Genomic DNA, 16,207 nt, shown 5'->3' with positions numbered 1-16,207 from the left:
AAACAATTTTTTATAAGAACGTTACCTTATTTAGAATATAATATAAATTCGTTGTTGAGACGAAACCAACGCAATGTTGTTATTATTTCTTCTACTAAGATACAACTAAAAACCCAATTAGCCAAGTTTTTCAACTAATTTGTTTTCAACATGTTATAAAGGCAGGTTGTTAACTTTTGTTAATAAAAAAAGCCTTGAAAAATTTCAAGGCTTTTTGAATACTGCATCTGCAGAAATGTATTGTTCTTAGCGTCTGGCTTCTTTAATTCTGGCTTTTTTACCAGTAAGACCTCTAAAGTAGTAAATTCTTGCTCTACGTACTTTTCCACGTTTGTTAACTTCTATTTTTTGCAATGCTGGTAGGTTGATTGGGAAGATACGCTCAACACCAATTGAACCTGACATTTTTCTGATTGTAAAAGTTTCTGAACTTCCAGAACCTCTTCGTTGTATTACGGTACCTCTAAAAAACTGGGTACGTGTTTTATTACCCTCTTTAATTTCGTAGAAAACAGTAATAGTGTCTCCAGCCGAAAAATCCGGTAATTCTTTTTTTGTTACAAATTCGTCTTGTACAAATTTTACTAAAGATTCCATATCTTTAAAATTAATAGTGGTTGATTCAGAACAACGTTCACGATTCTCGCCAGAGGTTAACCCGAAATTGGGTGCAAAGATAATTAAAAAGTTAATAGTTAAAAGCTAAAAATCAAAAGTTTTTAAAAAATTGATTTTTATTCATCAAGTAAATCCGGTCGGCGTTCCTTAGTTCTCAAATAAGCTTGCTCTTCTCGCCATTTCTCAATTTTAGGTAAATTTCCACTAAATAACAATTCGGGTACTTTCCAGCCATGGTATTCACGAGGTTTGGTATAAATGGGCGGTGCCAATAAATTATCCTGAAACGAATCGGTTAGTGCAGAGGTTTCGTTGCCCAAAACTCCTGGAATTAATCTAATAACCGCATCGCAAAGTACAGCAGCCCCTAGTTCACCGCCAGATAGTACGTAATCGCCAATGGATATTTCGCGCGTTACCAAATGGTCGCGTACACGTTGGTCCACACCTTTGTAGTGGCCGCATAAAACAATAATATTTTCTTTAAGCGATAATTGGTTGGCAATACCTTGGTTTAAAGTTTCGCCATCTGGAGTCATATAAATCACTTCATCATAATGGCGTTCAGCTTTTAATGCAGAAATACATTTATCAATAGGTTCAACCATCATAACCATACCGGCACCACCGCCAAACTGGGTGTCATCAACCGATTTGTAATTATCCGTTGTATAATCCCTAAGATTATGAAAATGGACTTCAACCAAACCGGCTTCAATGGCACGTTTTAAAATAGAAGCTTCAAACGGACTTTTAAGCAATTCGGGTAAAACGGTAATGATATCAATGCGCATAGCTATTCTTTAAAGATGTGCAAAGATAATTTAATTGTTTGGTATTTTCATTTTGATAAATTCATCTTATAATGTCATTTAAAATAATTTTGACGGTAAGAATTAAAAATAGAATAGTAGTTGTAAATTTGATGAAAATGAAAATTTAGTTTTCTGCATTTGCAGAAACAAAGAAGATATTTGATATGAAACTAGTATTATCACCAGCAAAATCGTTGGATTTTGAAAGTCAGTTACCAACAAAAAAACATACAGAAGCACAGTTTTTAAAGCAATCAGAGAGGTTGAACAAACTGCTCAAAAAGAAATCGGCAAAAAGTTTATCAAAACTCATGAGTATTTCTGATGCTTTAGGCCAATTGAATTACGAGCGCAACCAAACTAGGGAATTACCGTTTACAACAGGTAATGCCCGCCAGGCCATTTATGCTTTTAGTGGTGATGTGTATCGCGGATTGGACGCCTATACCATTCCTGATGAAAAAATAGAGAAACTCCAAAATACCGTTCGTATCCTTTCAGGGTTGTACGGGTTGTTGAGGCCAACCGATTTAATTCAGCCATATCGTTTGGAAATGGGAACCAAAATGCCCGTCGGCGTTAAAAAAAACCTTTACGATTTCTGGAAAAAGGATATTACCAAAGCCTTAAACGAAGAACTTGAAGATGGTGAGTTGTTTTTAAATTTGGCCAGCAACGAATATTTTAAGGCCATAGATAAAAAGGCATTGAAAACCCCCATCATAACTGCCAATTTTAAAGATTTTAAGAATGGGGAGTATAAAACCATTATGACCTATGCTAAATTGGCTCGTGGCTACATGGCGCGTTATATTGTTGATACTGATGCTAAAACACTTGATGATTTAAAAGGCTTTAATTACGAAGGCTATAATTTTAGCGAACCCATGTCTTCAGAAACCGAGTTGGTTTTTATAAGATAACCCTTATTATTGTAAAAAGGATTCTCAATGCATTATTACCTTATTTTAGCGCTTCAGGGCTTTTGTGTTTACCACATGTTTACACGTAAAAATTCATTTTGGTGGTTTTTTATCATTATGTTCATCCCTGTAATTGGTTGTGTTATTTACATAATAACACAGGTTTATAATAAACGTGATGCCGAAAAAATAACCAATGAGGTTGCTCACATAATCAATCCTACCAAGAAGATAAAGGACCTAGAAAAAAGGTTACAGTTTGCTGAAACCTATCAAAACAGGATGGACCTTGCCGATGCTTATTTAGAAATTAAGGATTACAATCACTCAGTGGAGCATTATTTGGAAGCTCTTGAAGACAAATCACAAAATAACTTTTATGCGACAAAACAGTTAATTGAAGCGTACTTCAATCTTGAAGATTGCGAAAAAGTTATCGAATATGCCGAAAAAATAAAGGGACATTCTGAATTTAAAAAATCAAGAACACAGTTTCTTTATGGTTTAGCATTAGAACGTACGGGTAACATTGAAGAAGCAGAAACCAATTTACGTCAAATAGATATTAGGTATTCCTTTTACGAAGAACGCCTAATATTGGCTAAGTTTTTATTGAGCATAAAAAAAGAAGCTGAAGCCAAAGGCATACTTAAAGAAGTCTCTATGGAGTCTAGCCACATGACCAAACCCAATAAGCGTCTTTATCGAAACACTATTGTTGAGGTTGACAAACTTTTAAAAGAGCTTGACTAATTTTTATTTCGGTTTAGCTTTATCACCTACATTAATTTTAATTTCAATAGGTGGTTTCTTTTTTATTCGGGGCCTTCTCACTCCAAAAGTGCCTCGGTTTATTTTTCCCCGTTTTGTTTTTTTATCTCCTTTTCCCATACTTTTTGGTTTTAAATTGACTGAAATATAATTTAACGAAATCTACATGTTTAGCCAAATATTTTTGACTTTAAAATAAAACAGCTTTTTTTGAATATTATGTTTAAGCACGAACACCCATATCAACCATTTATTCAAGCAAATACCACCAAACTTATCGTGGGTACATTGCCACCACCACGATTTTCAACAGGTGAACTGTTAGAAAAGGATGTCGATTTTTGCTACGGAAGTTATCACAACTCCCTTTGGCTGTTTATAGATAAAATCTACAATCTGAATTTACGATATGATAATTCCAACGAAGCTGTCGAGCAACGCAAGGCTTTTTTAATTGAACACAAAATAGGAGTGTGTGATATTGTAGAAAGCTGCGAACGCGAAAAAATAGATGCTACCGATTTGGGAATGAAAAACATAAAACTACGCAATATGGTTAGGTGTTTAAAACAATATCCAAATATCGAAACGCTATTATTTGCGGGCGGAAACAGTAAAAACGGTCCCGAATATTTTTTCAGAAAACATTTGAAAAATTATGGTTTAGAACTTGAATTAGTTTCAAATGAAGTACCTCGTATTCATCAGTTCGTCATTCCGAGCGAAGAGCGAGAATTTGTTAAATTGAACCGGAAAATAAAAACCGTATCATTAAGCTCAAGCTCGGGAGCAGCCAATATTTCCATAAGCCGATTATCGCTTTATAAACAGCTAAAAGCCAACAACCCCAATTTTAATACGTTTGATTTTCGGGTGATGCAGTATAAGGAATTTTTTTGTGTGTAATCAATTAAAAATCTCAACGAACTATAACTGAATTCTTTTCGGCATTTATAATGTTTAGTTCAATTCAATTAACCCGTTTAATAAGTTTTCAATCTCCTTTTTGTAATTATCTATCAGGTTTTGTGAAGTGTATGTAAGGAATTGGACTGTTCCATTTGAATTTGAAAAATAATACCCGTAATAGGAAATTTTTATTCCTTGAAAAGACCCATTCATTTGTAGAAGTAATACTTTGTTATCATTTACGATTCTATATTCTTCCTTAACAATTTTCAAGTCTGGTGCCGCCGATTGCCCGTTTTCTAAAGCGATTGATTTCAGTGTTTTAAGTGGAATCTCAACTTTCTCGGATATTACCGTTCCGTATAAGTCGCCATTCTTAAGTTGGAGTTCATATTCTGCATCGGGATTATCAATTGATTTTTTAAATGACCATATCTTTGGATTTAAGTAAAAACCAATGTTAAAATTGTTGCTTTTAAGCAAAAAGGTTGATTTCGGGTCTTTTTCGAAGTGTTTCGGATTAATCGGTATTTCCGTTTCCTTTAACTGGTCTCCATTTTGATATTTCCAAGTTCCGTCATCAAATAATATTACTTCTTCACCTTTTTCCGTAACCGCATTTTGTTGGGCTTCAATTAAGTTTATTGTTAATAAACATAATAAAAGTAATGTTGTTTTTGTCATTATTTTTAAGTTGTACATGTGTAATAATACTTAAACGAATATCGCCATTTTTTCCCACAAAATCAAATAAACAAAAAATACCCATAAAATAGCTGTACCTTTGCACTTTAATTAGAAGGACGGAGATAGCAGCGCCAAAGCGGCTTTTTCCAAAGCCCATAATGCGCCTTCATAAATACCATATATGTCATTTCAATCTTTAGGCTTATCTGAAGCCTTACTAAAAGCGGTGGACCAAAAAGGATACACCAACCCAAGTCCCATTCAACAAAAAGCCATTCCACCAGTATTACAAGGTAAAGATGTATTGGCATCGGCACAAACTGGAACCGGAAAAACAGCAGGTTTTACTTTACCCTTACTACATATTTTATCTGAGAACCCAAAAGAAAAATATCGGCCCATCCGTGCTTTAATTTTAACACCTACCCGAGAATTGGCAGCACAGGTTTACGCCAATGTTAGGGAGTATAGCGAATTTCTAGATTTGCGTAGTGCCGTTATTTTTGGCGGTGTAAATCAAAAACCACAGGTGGCTCAAATACGAAAAGGCATCGATATTTTAGTGGCTACCCCTGGGCGTTTGCTCGATTTGCAAAACCAAGGTTTATTGTCGCTAAAGCGGGTAGAAATTTTTGTTTTGGATGAAGCCGACCGTATGCTCGATATGGGCTTTTTACGGGATATAGAACGGGTAATAAACATGATGCCCAACAAACGACAAAATTTAATGTTTTCTGCGACCTTTTCAAAAGAGATAAAAAAGTTGGCGCATGGTATTTTAAGCCATCCTGTGCAAGTGGAAGCTACTCCGGAAAACACTACGGTTGAAGCGATAAGCCAAAAAGTATATCGCGTGGCTAAAGGTTTAAAAACAGGGTTGATTATCAAACTGATTTCTGATGGTAACTGGCAACAGGTTTTGGTATTTACACGAACCAAGCATGGCGCCAATAAACTTTGTAAAAAAATGGTTAGTGCCGGAATTTCGGCGGCGGCCATTCATGGTAATAAAAGTCAGGGGGCGCGAACCAAAGCCTTAGCGGGTTTCAAAAACGGAAGTGTAAAGGCTTTGGTAGCTACCGATATTGCGGCACGTGGCTTGGACATTAAGTTGTTGCCCCATGTGGTGAATTTTGAACTGCCCAACATTTCTGAAGATTACGTGCACCGTATTGGCAGAACGGGTAGGGCGGGAGCCGATGGACAAGCCATATCGTTAGTGAGTGCAGACGAAACCCTTTATTTAAGGGATATAGAAAAACTTATTGGCGAAAAAATTGAAGTTGAAATTGTTGAAGGTTTTGAACCAGACCCCAACGCTTCAACCGAGCCAATAAAACCGGGACAAGGACGTAACAGAAATAATAGAAGCCCGCGTAACTCAAACAGGAACTCGGGTACTGGTAGAAATAATAAGTCCAGACGTCCAAAACGTAACAACGATAGACGAAATTAATTTAATGCAACAGGTTTTAAAAGATAGAATCATTGAGGTTTGCGATAAAAGGCTAGCAACTAAAGGAGAAAATGTGGGCATTTCATTTTATGCGTTTTTTAAAAACAAAAACGACAACCCTGAATTATTGATGGAAGCTGCTACGTGGTGGATAAAAACCCATAAGCTAAACCATTTTGAAAAAGCCATAAAGATTAAAAACCTTGTTAATGGAATCACAACCTAATAATCCGCTGCACGGCGTTAAACTCGAAAAAATTATAAACGAGTTGGTAGCACATTACGGATGGGAGTTTATGGGCTATAATATAAAAATAAAGTGTTTCACTAATAGCCCTTCAGTTAAATCGAGCTTGAAGTTTTTACGGCGTACACCATGGGCGCGCACTAAGGTGGAAGCTATGTATTTACAAATGCTCAAGAATAAAAAATAAAAGAAAACCTGAACTCAAAACATTAATTAGTGAGTCCAGGTTTTTATATTTTGCTATAATTTAACAAAACGTTTTACAAGTGTTTTTTCCGTATTGGAAACTTTTATAAAGTATAGTCCAGAATCTAGATTTTGTAAATTCAGTATTTCTTCTGAAGCTTTGACTTGGTAATCGTTTATAATTAATTTACCAACACTATCATACATCTGAATTACGGTATTGTTTTGTGGGGTTTCCTTAAATTTTATGGTTAATGAGTTTTTTGCCGGGTTAGGATAAAGTTGTACAATAGACTCTAATTCTAGTTCAGATATGGACAACGCTTCGCCAGAACAAACATCAATCCTGTCAAGGTTCGCTGCACCAGAATCTGAAAGCGACGTAAACCTTAGTACATTATCGCCTTGGTTTAAGTTTAATGTGAAATTAGAATATACCCAAGAGGTCCAGCCTCCTGTATTCGGAAAGCCTTGTTCGGCAATTTGTTGATTTCCGTCAACATTAATACTCATAGGGCGGTCTGTACTTCCGTTGGCATAGCGAAATCTGACATTGTACGTACCAGTCGATGTTACGTTTATTGTATGTTCCCACCATTCGCCAGTGGTGTTATCGGTGTTTACAAAGCCCGATCCAGTGAAACCTTCGTTATTTGAATCAACACTACCCGCACTCATAGTACCATCTTCCGCTTGATATTCAATCCACTCACAATCTTCATCGCATGGGGCTATGCCAGTGTTCCCACCTGAACAAGTACCACAACCATCAATTGTGGCAGTTCCGTCTTCATCACCATTACAGTCTAAAACACAAGGTTCGAAACCCGTATTTCCACCAACGCAAGTATCACAATCGTCGATGTAGGCAGAACCCAAATAATCACTGTTACAGTCATCACCCAGTTGGCCAACACCGGCATACTGCGGCACAATGGTTTTTACATCTGCCGTTGTGGTTGTTAGAGCGCCAGCGTAATCATAAGGAATGTCGGCAACGCAATCCTTCGGAAATGGGCGCGACGCTTGGCTTACAATTATATTATCAATACGCTCAGTTTGCCCAGGCGAATCAGCAGGTGTGTAAATAGAATAATGTAAAGGCTCGTAATAATTTTTTTCAACACGAACACAGGTGTTAGCTCTTATTTCGGTGGCATCGACCGCATCAAGAATATAGTTGTTAAAAAAGTGACCTGTTGAACCACGGTACATAGGCACTCTTAAAAATACTTTGTTGTAGTAATTATGGTGCATGGTTATTTTTCTGTCTACCCAAAGGTCGCTATCACTAGATCCAACCAAACCGCCTTTATGGTGATCGTGCATATAGCACCAAGAAATTGAAATAAAGCCTGAGTTGTTTTTAATGTCAATTAAACCATCATACAAATCTTTGTTGGTTTGTGTATTAGGATCTTCTGAAAAAAATTCACAATGGTCAATCCAGATATTTGTTGAATTACCGTTAATTGAAATACAATCGCCTCCGTTTACTAAAATTTGTGGCTGGCCGTTATCTCCGGTTGATGAATACACACCAGCTTTATCTGTTCTTGTGGTAACACCAGTGAGTGAAATTTTTAGATTTTGAATAATAACGTTGCTGTTATTTTTAACCTCCAGACCAATACCGTATAAGAAGGCATCGTTGCCAACACCAATAATAGATTTGTTTGACGCTATACTTATTCTACCGCCATCGGCTCCGTTTTCTATGGTGCCATTAACCATAATTACATAAGGTGTAGCACTTTCGGCATAATTTTTAAGTGCAGTAAATGTGTTTGCAGTAACCGTTGAGCCAGCTTGCCCTCCAGTTGTTCCTCCGTTTTCAGTTGCGAAGCCAACCAAATCAAAATTAGGTTGTGCGATTAAGGTGGTTGAAAAAAAGGTTAAGATAAAAGTGGAAAGAAGTAAAAGTAAATGTTTTTTCATGGTGAAGTGTATGTGTTTTCAAGGTTTGTTTAGTAGTCTAAATCTATGAGTTTTTATGGAAAAAACATAATTAATTTAACTGCCGTAATCCTTCATAAACAATTATACTTACGGCATTGGCCAAATTCAAACTCCTTATGTGAGGACTGTGTAGCGGAATTTTGTAAAGTTTGTTTGCATGGGCTTCAATAATGGATTTTGGTAACCCAACAGATTCTTTCCCGAAAACTAAAAACATGTCATCTTCAAAACGGATGTCCCAATGGTTTTTGGTGCCATGACTCGATAGAAAAACCATGCTTTTGTCTTTGTTAATTTTGAAGAACTCCTCAATATTTTTGTAATACGTGATATCCAAATGTTGCCAATAGTCCAATCCTGCACGTTTTAATCGCGAATCATTAATTTCAAAACCGAAAGGTTTAACCAAGTGCAACTTAGAGCCAGAAGCCAAAGCCAAGCGCCCAATGTTTCCAGTGTTATTTGGAATCTCGGGTTCTATTAAAACAATGTTAAGAGGCATATTGTTCTTTTTAACGAAGATAAAAATCAATTATTAATTGGCACCCTACTTATAAATATTGTTCTTAAATTATTAGTATTTATAAATGGTTATTTGTGAAAATAATACACAAAAAGAATACGATAATTAAAATATTACAAAAAATATAAAACCGCTTAACTAAAAAATACGTAAGCATCTGTAAGCAATATTGCTTATATAATTAAAATTAATCCAATGAAAAATTTAAAAACGTATTTAGGTATTGGTGCTTTTATCACAGCCATCCTCTTTTTTATTGCTGCAGATCATATCGATGCTCCAGCCGTAGCAGGAGGAGAAAGTGACATCACAGACTTTTATGCCTTTCAGGGCGAAAACACAGATAACATTGTGTTTGTCGCTAACCTTCAAGGTTTGTTAAGTCCCTCAGCGACTCAAGAAGCTCAATTTGATGAAAACATTATGATCGAATTTAATATCGATACTAATGGTGATGCTATTGAAGATTTAGTGATTCAAGCTGCTCCAAAGAACAAACGAATGTATTTTTTAGGACCAATTGTACCTAACCAAACAGGTTTAGTAAGTACTCCTAATTCTGATTCAAATGAAGAAGTTAATTCAGTGAAGATTACCAATTATGATCAAACACCTAGAATTGAATCTTCTTTAAATGGTATAAAATATTTTGCTGGCCCCAGAGACGACCCTTTCTTTTTTGATTTTGCTCAATACTCAGCTATTCTTGCTGGTAATGCTGACGGTTTTCTTGAAGAGGGCGTAGATACTTTTGCTGGCACTAATGTATTATCTGTTGTTATTGAAGTTCCTAAATCATTATTAGGAAATTCAAATTCAATAAATACATGGGTAGAAACAAAAAGAAAACAATAATTTACTAAAAAAAATAATTATGAAAACAATAAAATATATTTTAGGAATAGTTGTAGTAGCTACATTGTTTCTAAGTTGCGAAAAAGAAAATTATAATGATGATGAAATGAATTTGTTAACTGATAGCCAAGATTTTTCATTAAAAAAAACAAAGGATAAAGACAATCCATTTATAGATGCAACATGGATGCAAGAAGATCAAATGGGTAGACCAGCCATTAATACTGTTTTAGTATCAAATGGTAGTAAAGATGCTTTTAATGTTACTATTCCTTCAGAACAGGGTGCATTATTTCAATCCATGTTTCAATCTAATTTAATGGGATTGAGTCCAGCATTTAATAATGCAACTGATACAAACGCATTAGGTTTTACAGCAGAACAATTTACAACAGCTTTAGCCACTGATGTACTTACTGTATCAATGATATCGCCAACAACTTTTTTTGATGGTACAAATGTACTAACCGGTAGAGCACTTGCAGATGATGTAATTACAGTTGAACTGATATTAATTTTTGGAGGTGAAGAGGGGTTAACAAATCCTGAGTTTCCTCAATTATCTGATGATAATGTGGATGCTAATGACAAAGAGTTTTTGGATTCATTTCCGTACTTGGCTTCTCCATGGTAAAATAATCCCTATACTTAGAGACATCAGTTTGAAATTACAAAAAAATAACCTATTCTGTTTAGGAATAGGTTATTTTATTGTTTTACATTAACAATATTATTTCTTGTTTTGCTGCTTTTTAATAGTTTTTTCGTCCATATCAAACTCGTTTCTGTTCTGATTAATATCACCAGAAGGATTTAACGGGTTTTTCTGTTCTTTCGTTCTTTCAAATTTCTTTTTATCTTTAATAATTCCCATAATTTTCTATTTTTTTTGATTCACTATAATTTAAGAAATATGAGATAAAATTGTATTAAATGTATCTTAAAACCTTGGTTTTACCTGTTAAAACAGTTTTACTTTTTTAATAATTTCAATACCAATGCCGAAATAAGTAATATAAAAGGAAATCCATGCATAAATACATCAAACCAATCTATAGGTTGCATACCTTTTGCCCCACCAACAAGCCATTTTAATTTTCCCCAAATATGTGGTTCTGGAAAAAAAGGAGCTAAGCCTAAAGTTAGACAGAGCAAAATAATAATTTTAAAGTCTTTAAAAAGTTTCAATATTTTTTAATCTACTAAGGGTTTTCCAATATCGTCAATTTCATCTATAGATGGAGCTTTAGGGTCTGGGCCGTATTTGTTGGAGCCTACGTCACCGTTTTTTACAGTAAAAACTAAAAGTATTATACCGCCAATGTAAGGTATCAATGTTATCAAATAGAACCAACCACTTTTACCGGTGTCATGAAGTCTTCTTACTGTAACGGCTAAGCCTGGTAAAAAAGTAGCTAAAAAATATATTGCTAGAATAATCAGTGGAATTAAATTATCGGAAGATTCGGCGAAAGCACCTCCTAAAAAGCCTAATATAAATATGATAATGACATGAATTAATGTAAACATCCAATATTCTTGTCTTCTTGCTCTTCCATTAAAGTTAGCATAGTTATCTTTTATAACTTTTAAATACCAGTTCATAATTGGTAGTTTTAATTAGTTTTGTTTGAGTATCAATTATAGTATTGATTTTATAAAATTGGAAATAGACTTAACGCCTTCATTGGTTACGTGTTTAACAAATGCACTTCCAATTATAGCGCCTTTGGCATATTGGGTAGCTTGTTTAAAGGTCTCATTATTGCTTATACCAAAACCGATTACTTGTGGGTTGTTAAGGTTCATTTTATCAATGCGTTCAAAATAGCTGGTTTGCTCATCCCCAAAACCAGATTTGGTACCTGTAGTACTGGCGCTGCTTACCATATAAATAAATCCGTTTGAAACCGAGTCGATATACCTTATACGCTCATCGCTGGTTTGAGGTGTAATAAGAAAAACGTTTATTAGCCCATATTTCTCAAAAATGGCCTGATATTCTTCATGGTAAACATCAACTGGTAAATCTGGAATAATCAATCCGTCAATACCTATTTCCTTGCATTTTTTGCAGAAGTCTTCAACGCCATATTGCAACATTGGGTTGAAATACCCCATAATAATTAAAGGAATTTTAACCGTCTTTCTGATATCTTTTAGCTGATTGAAAAGTACTTCAGTAGTCATTCCATTTTTAAGCGCTTTTGTAGAACTTTCTTGGATAGTCGGTCCGTCAGCTAATGGGTCGCTAAATGGTAAGCCGATTTCAATCATATCCACACCGTTTTTTTCTAGGTCTTGAATAATGGAAACCGTGTCGTTAAGGCTCGGGTAGCCAGCTGTAAAATATATAGAAAGTAGTTTTTTGTCTTCCTGTAGTTTTTGGTTTATTCTGTTCATTGTAAATGAAAAATCAAATTTTAAAATATTCGATGTAGTTCTGTAAATCTTTATCACCCCTACCTGATAAACTTACTACAACTATATCATCAGGTTTAAACGTTTTTTGGTCGAATATAGCCAAAGCATGCGAGCTTTCTATGGCTGGAATAATACCTTCGAGTTTACAAAGTTCTAAACCAGCGTTCATGGCTTCATCATCGGTAATGGACATAAATTCTGCCCGTCCTGTTTTGGCCAAATGTGCATGCATGGGGCCAACACCTGGGTAATCCAGTCCGGCCGAAATCGAGTAAGGCTCAGTTATTTGCCCGTCGTTAGTTTGCATCAACAGGGTTTTACAACCATGAATAATACCTTCTTTTCCTAAAACGGAAGTAGCGGCACTTTCACCAGAATCAACGCCTAAACCAGCAGCCTCGACAGCAATGATGTTAACATTTTCTTCATGCAAATAATGATAATATGTTCCTGCAGCATTACTTCCGCCACCAATACAGGCCACGATATAATCTGGGTTTTCTTGCCCTTCATGTTCTTTTAATTGCCATTTAATTTCTTCAGAAATAATAGATTGGAACCGAGTCACCATATCGGGATAAGGGTGTGGGCCAATGGCCGAACCAATAATATAATGTGTGTTTACTGGGTTGTTAATCCAGTCGCGAATGGCCTCGTTAGTGGCGTCTTTTAAAGTACGACTTCCCGATTTCGCAGGTACTACTTCGGCGCCTAACATTTTCATTCGGGCTACGTTTGGTGCTTGTCTTGCAATATCAATTTCACCCATGTAAACAATACATTCTAAGCCCATTAATGCGCAAACAGTAGCCGTTGCAACACCGTGTTGTCCTGCCCCGGTTTCGGCAATAATACGGGTTTTTCCTAGCCGTTTAGCCATAAGAATTTGACCAATGGTATTATTTATTTTATGCGCTCCAGTATGGTTTAAATCTTCACGCTTAAGGTAAATTTTGGTATTGTATTTTTCTGATAGGCGCTTTGCATAATATAGAGGAGACGGGCGACCCACATAATCTTTGAGAAGCTGGTTAAACTCTTCTATAAAAGAAGGTTCTGCCATCACTTTTAAATATTTTTGACGCAATTCTTCAACATTGGGGTATAGCATTTCTGGAATAAACGCGCCGCCAAATTCGCCGTAATAGCCTTTTTCGTTTACGTTGTAATTCATGGTTTTATTACTCAGTTTGTTTTTAAACTCTTTTAAAAGTTCAACATTTTTTAATCCGGGTTCAATTTCAAATTTACTGTTTACATCTATGACATAACAGTATTTTGAGGCTTCGCTTTGCTGAAAAGCTTTTATTTTATCAACTTCATTAATTCCTATGCCACCACTTAAAAAAAACGGTTTGGTTGATGGGTAGTTATTTAAAACATTCCAGTTGAAGGTATAACCGTTACCTCCAGGCAGTTTCCCTTTGGTGTCGAAAAGGAAGTAATCAACAACTTTCTCATAGGGTTGAAGAACGCTAAAATCAAATTCATCTTTTATTGAAAATACTTTGATGATTTCTAAGTTTTGAGATTCTAAAACAAGTTCTGTATGACGCAATACGTCACAATACTCAGGTGATTCTTTGCCGTGTAATTGGACGGCTTTTAAATGGTGTTTATTTATTTTTTCGACAACAAACCCTAAATCTGCATCAACAAAAACCCCTGTTTTCTTAATTGAGTCTTTTGTTTTTGGTATGTTTTCAGCATCAAATTGTCTTGCAGATTTTCCATAAAATATAAATCCAAGGTAATCAGGTTGCAATGCTGCAACTTGTTCAATATTACTCTGGTATTTCATCCCGCAGACTTTCAGTTTCATTGTCCTAAATTTTTAATAAATTCAGTGGCACTTGCACCTGGGGTATCGGTTTTCATAAAGTTTTCACCAATTAAGAAACCCTTGTAGCCAAATGGCTGTAACTCTTTAATAGCTTGAATGTTGCTGATGCCACTTTCCGATACTTTTACAAAATCATTAGGTATTAAAGTGCTCAAGGTTTTACTAGTGTCAAGACTAACATCGAAGGTTTTTAAGTTTCTATTGTTAACACCCAACATATCCAAACTGGGCATAATAGATTTATGTAATTCTTCTTCGTTATGAATCTCCAAAAGCACATCTAAGTTCAAGCTTTTTGCAAGTTCTGAAAACTGTTTTATTTCTTCTCTGGTTAAAATGGCAGCAATCAATAAAATAACATCGGCACCGAAAGCCTTGGCTTCTAGTATTTGGTATTCATCAATAATGAATTCCTTTCTTAGCAATGGTAAATTGCAACTGGCACGTGCGGTTAATAAATCGTCTAGCGAACCTCCAAAATATTTTCCATCGGTTAAAACCGACATGCCACAAACACCTGCATTTTCATAACCTGCCGCTACATCCTGAACATTTAAAGTGTTATTGATAACAGATTTTGAAGGCGAGCGCCTTTTGTGCTCAGCAATAATTCCGGATTTACTGTTTCGTAAATTATTAGCCAGTGAAATAGTTTGTCTTCCAAACAAAACAGAATACTCAAGTTGTGAAACGGGAATTAGACCTTTCCGAAGCTCGACTTCTTTGTGCTTATCTATTACTATTTTATCTAAAATGTTCATTTTTTTTATGTTTATGTTCATTTTGTCTTGATACAAAACGAACCAAAAAATCAAATCACTCTAAGGAAATTCCTTTGGAATTTTATTTTTTGCTAACTGCTTAATTCAATTAATTTATCCAAGCTCGTTTTTGCCTTTCCAGAAAATAACGATTCTTTGGCCATTTCAAAGCCTTTTTTATGCGAAATTTGTTTGGATGTGGCTATGGCTAGACCAGCATTGGCACAAACTACGTTGTTTTGAGCTTCGGAGCCTTTTCCGCTAATAATGTCAACAAATATGTCTGCAGCATCTTTTATAGTCTCACCCCCAAAAATATCTTCTTGTTTTATTTGAGTTATACCTAAATCTTCTGGTGAAAACAATTTTTCGGAATGATTTGAAACTATTTTTGCTTTTCCGGTTAGTGAAATTTCATCATAGCCATCTAATGCATAAACAATATTGTAATTCTTATCGGTATTTTGATAAATAAAACTATACATGCGCAAAAGCTCTAAGTTATATACGCCTAACATTTGATTTTTTGGAAAAGACGGATTAACCATAGGGCCTAGCATATTAAAAAAGGTTTTAACGCCTAACGCTTTACGAATAGGTGCGACGTTTTTCATTGCTGGATGGAAAAGAGGTGCATGTAAAATACATATGCCTGCTGTGTCTAAACAGCGCTTTAGGAAATCTTCATCATTGGAAAATTTAACACCTAAAGACTCCATAACGTTGGATGAACCTGAAGTTGATGACACCCCATAATTACCGTGCTTGGAAACATTAACACCCGCACCTGCAGTAATAAAGGACGACAGTGTAGAGATGTTAAAAGTGTTTTTCCCATCGCCTCCTGTGCCCACGATATCAATAGCATTATAATCGCTGAGGTTGATGGGTACACAAAGTTCTAAAAGGGCATCTCTAAAACCTGTTAACTCTTCAATGGAAATACTACGCATCATAAAGACCGAAAGAAAACATGCTATTTGGCTTGGGTTATACAAATCGTTAGATATGTTAACAATAACTTGTTTTGCCTCTTCTGCTGTAAGAGTTTCGTGGTTTATAAGTCTATTTAGTATGTCTTTCATATTTGTCATTCCTGCGAAGGCAGGAATCAATTTTAAAAATTTCACTTTTTTAAACTTGTTCATTTTGTCTTGATACAAAACGAACCAAAAAATCAAATCAATCTAAGGAAATTCCTTCGGAACGTTTGCTTTTAAAACTTCATGC

At 35.3% G+C, this 16,207-nt stretch carries 21 protein-coding genes and 1 pseudogene; 8 read left to right on the top strand and 14 right to left on the bottom strand.

Features of this window, described 5'->3' with window-relative positions; translation table 11 throughout:
- Positions 1 to 246 precede the first annotated feature (246 nt).
- The gene (gene rplS, locus ACIEHO_RS15490; protein ID WP_406973375.1) at positions 247 to 597 is read right to left on the bottom strand and encodes a 50S ribosomal protein L19; all 351 of its coding nucleotides are present in this window, start codon (positions 595 to 597) and stop codon (positions 247 to 249) included.
- 137 nt (positions 598 to 734) lie between these two features.
- Entirely contained in the window at positions 735 to 1,412 is a 678-nt protein-coding gene (gene trmD, locus ACIEHO_RS15485; RefSeq protein ID WP_406973373.1) for a tRNA (guanosine(37)-N1)-methyltransferase TrmD, read from the bottom strand.
- Between the two features lie 185 nt (positions 1,413 to 1,597).
- Here trmD and yaaA point away from each other — a divergent pair, with 185 nt between their 5' ends.
- Together yaaA and ACIEHO_RS15475 are read left to right on the top strand one after the other, a co-directional pair.
- Positions 1,598 to 2,356: a peroxide stress protein YaaA gene (yaaA, locus tag ACIEHO_RS15480; RefSeq protein WP_406973371.1), complete on the top strand. Its 759-nt coding sequence runs from the start codon at positions 1,598 to 1,600 to the stop codon at positions 2,354 to 2,356.
- 27 nt (positions 2,357 to 2,383) lie between these two features.
- On the top strand, positions 2,384 to 3,109 hold the full coding sequence (locus ACIEHO_RS15475) for a hypothetical protein (RefSeq protein WP_406973369.1): 726 nt from the start codon (positions 2,384 to 2,386) through the stop codon (positions 3,107 to 3,109).
- 3 nt (positions 3,110 to 3,112) lie between these two features.
- Here the strand turns inward: ACIEHO_RS15475 and ACIEHO_RS15470 are convergent, their stop codons facing one another.
- Positions 3,113 to 3,247, bottom strand: coding sequence for a 30S ribosomal protein THX (locus ACIEHO_RS15470; protein ID WP_406973367.1), 135 nt, complete (start codon positions 3,245 to 3,247; stop codon positions 3,113 to 3,115).
- A 99-nt stretch (positions 3,248 to 3,346) separates the two neighbouring features.
- On the opposite strand from ACIEHO_RS15470, the gene ACIEHO_RS15465 reads away from it, so the two are divergent.
- The gene (locus ACIEHO_RS15465) at positions 3,347 to 4,033 is read left to right on the top strand and encodes a uracil-DNA glycosylase family protein (RefSeq protein ID WP_406973407.1); all 687 of its coding nucleotides are present in this window, start codon (positions 3,347 to 3,349) and stop codon (positions 4,031 to 4,033) included.
- Between the two features lie 54 nt (positions 4,034 to 4,087).
- On the opposite strand, the gene ACIEHO_RS15460 is transcribed toward ACIEHO_RS15465, so the two are convergent.
- Positions 4,088 to 4,720 (bottom strand): hypothetical protein, encoded by a 633-nt coding sequence (locus ACIEHO_RS15460; protein WP_406973366.1) that lies wholly within the window; start codon positions 4,718 to 4,720, stop codon positions 4,088 to 4,090.
- Between the two features lie 184 nt (positions 4,721 to 4,904).
- On the opposite strand from ACIEHO_RS15460, the gene ACIEHO_RS15455 reads away from it, so the two are divergent.
- Genes ACIEHO_RS15455 through ACIEHO_RS15445 form a run of 3 tightly spaced genes read left to right on the top strand, consistent with a single transcriptional unit; the run spans position 4,905 to position 6,613 of the window.
- The gene (locus ACIEHO_RS15455; protein ID WP_406973364.1) at positions 4,905 to 6,179 is read left to right on the top strand and encodes a DEAD/DEAH box helicase; all 1,275 of its coding nucleotides are present in this window, start codon (positions 4,905 to 4,907) and stop codon (positions 6,177 to 6,179) included.
- 4 nt (positions 6,180 to 6,183) lie between these two features.
- The gene (locus ACIEHO_RS15450) at positions 6,184 to 6,405 is read left to right on the top strand and encodes a DUF6500 family protein (RefSeq protein ID WP_406973362.1); all 222 of its coding nucleotides are present in this window, start codon (positions 6,184 to 6,186) and stop codon (positions 6,403 to 6,405) included.
- Positions 6,389 to 6,613 carry a VF530 family protein gene (locus ACIEHO_RS15445; protein ID WP_406973360.1) on the top strand — a complete coding sequence of 75 codons (225 nt, stop codon included), beginning with the start codon at positions 6,389 to 6,391 and terminating at the stop codon, positions 6,611 to 6,613. Before ACIEHO_RS15450 ends, ACIEHO_RS15445 begins: the two co-directional genes overlap by 17 nt.
- 53 nt (positions 6,614 to 6,666) lie before the next feature.
- Here the strand turns inward: ACIEHO_RS15445 and ACIEHO_RS15440 are convergent, their stop codons facing one another.
- Both ACIEHO_RS15440 and ACIEHO_RS15435 read right to left on the bottom strand, forming a co-directional pair.
- The gene (locus tag ACIEHO_RS15440; protein ID WP_406973358.1) at positions 6,667 to 8,550 is read right to left on the bottom strand and encodes a pectate lyase family protein; all 1,884 of its coding nucleotides are present in this window, start codon (positions 8,548 to 8,550) and stop codon (positions 6,667 to 6,669) included.
- A gap of 70 nt (positions 8,551 to 8,620) precedes the next feature.
- Positions 8,621 to 9,073 carry a tRNA (cytidine(34)-2'-O)-methyltransferase gene (locus ACIEHO_RS15435; protein WP_406973356.1) on the bottom strand — a complete coding sequence of 151 codons (453 nt, stop codon included), beginning with the start codon at positions 9,071 to 9,073 and terminating at the stop codon, positions 8,621 to 8,623.
- Between the two features lie 216 nt (positions 9,074 to 9,289).
- On the opposite strand from ACIEHO_RS15435, the gene ACIEHO_RS15430 reads away from it, so the two are divergent.
- Both ACIEHO_RS15430 and ACIEHO_RS15425 read left to right on the top strand, forming a co-directional pair.
- Entirely contained in the window at positions 9,290 to 9,949 is a 660-nt protein-coding gene (locus ACIEHO_RS15430; RefSeq protein ID WP_406973354.1) for a DUF4331 family protein, read from the top strand.
- Positions 9,950 to 9,968: 19 nt separating this feature from the next.
- Positions 9,969 to 10,583, top strand: a complete 615-nt coding sequence (locus tag ACIEHO_RS15425; RefSeq protein WP_406973352.1) for a DUF4331 family protein — start codon at positions 9,969 to 9,971, stop codon at positions 10,581 to 10,583.
- Positions 10,584 to 10,679: 96 nt separating this feature from the next.
- Here ACIEHO_RS15425 and ACIEHO_RS15420 read toward each other — a convergent pair whose 3' ends face one another.
- The 8 genes and pseudogenes from ACIEHO_RS15420 to trpD all read right to left on the bottom strand — a co-directional run bounded on the left by ACIEHO_RS15420 (position 10,680) and on the right by trpD (position 16,062).
- Positions 10,680 to 10,823, bottom strand: coding sequence for a hypothetical protein (locus tag ACIEHO_RS15420; protein ID WP_406973350.1), 144 nt, complete (start codon positions 10,821 to 10,823; stop codon positions 10,680 to 10,682).
- Between the two features lie 98 nt (positions 10,824 to 10,921).
- Positions 10,922 to 11,137 carry a hypothetical protein gene (locus tag ACIEHO_RS15415; RefSeq protein WP_406973348.1) on the bottom strand — a complete coding sequence of 72 codons (216 nt, stop codon included), beginning with the start codon at positions 11,135 to 11,137 and terminating at the stop codon, positions 10,922 to 10,924.
- Positions 11,138 to 11,143: 6 nt separating this feature from the next.
- The gene (locus ACIEHO_RS15410) at positions 11,144 to 11,554 is read right to left on the bottom strand and encodes a DUF805 domain-containing protein (RefSeq protein ID WP_406973346.1); all 411 of its coding nucleotides are present in this window, start codon (positions 11,552 to 11,554) and stop codon (positions 11,144 to 11,146) included.
- A 36-nt stretch (positions 11,555 to 11,590) separates the two neighbouring features.
- Positions 11,591 to 12,352 (bottom strand): tryptophan synthase subunit alpha, encoded by a 762-nt coding sequence (gene trpA, locus ACIEHO_RS15405; protein WP_406973344.1) that lies wholly within the window; start codon positions 12,350 to 12,352, stop codon positions 11,591 to 11,593.
- Positions 12,353 to 12,365: 13 nt separating this feature from the next.
- On the bottom strand, positions 12,366 to 13,547 hold the full coding sequence (gene trpB, locus ACIEHO_RS15400; RefSeq protein ID WP_406973405.1) for a tryptophan synthase subunit beta: 1,182 nt from the start codon (positions 13,545 to 13,547) through the stop codon (positions 12,366 to 12,368).
- Between the two features lie 33 nt (positions 13,548 to 13,580).
- Positions 13,581 to 14,174 (bottom strand): annotated as a pseudogene (locus ACIEHO_RS15395) (phosphoribosylanthranilate isomerase); the annotation flags it as partial.
- A 17-nt stretch (positions 14,175 to 14,191) separates the two neighbouring features.
- Positions 14,192 to 14,977: an indole-3-glycerol phosphate synthase TrpC gene (gene trpC / locus ACIEHO_RS15390; protein ID WP_406973342.1), complete on the bottom strand. Its 786-nt coding sequence runs from the start codon at positions 14,975 to 14,977 to the stop codon at positions 14,192 to 14,194.
- 92 nt (positions 14,978 to 15,069) lie between these two features.
- A complete protein-coding gene (gene trpD / locus ACIEHO_RS15385) occupies positions 15,070 to 16,062 on the bottom strand; it encodes an anthranilate phosphoribosyltransferase (protein WP_406973403.1) in 993 nt (330 codons plus the stop codon).
- Positions 16,063 to 16,207: the final 145 nt, after the last annotated feature.

This window comes from Flavisericum labens (genome assembly GCF_045446075.1).
Taxonomy (GTDB): Bacteria; Bacteroidota; Bacteroidia; order Flavobacteriales; family Flavobacteriaceae; genus Flavisericum; species Flavisericum labens.
Note: the sequence above shows the minus strand (reverse complement) of the source record. Positions and strands in the feature narration are given on the sequence as shown.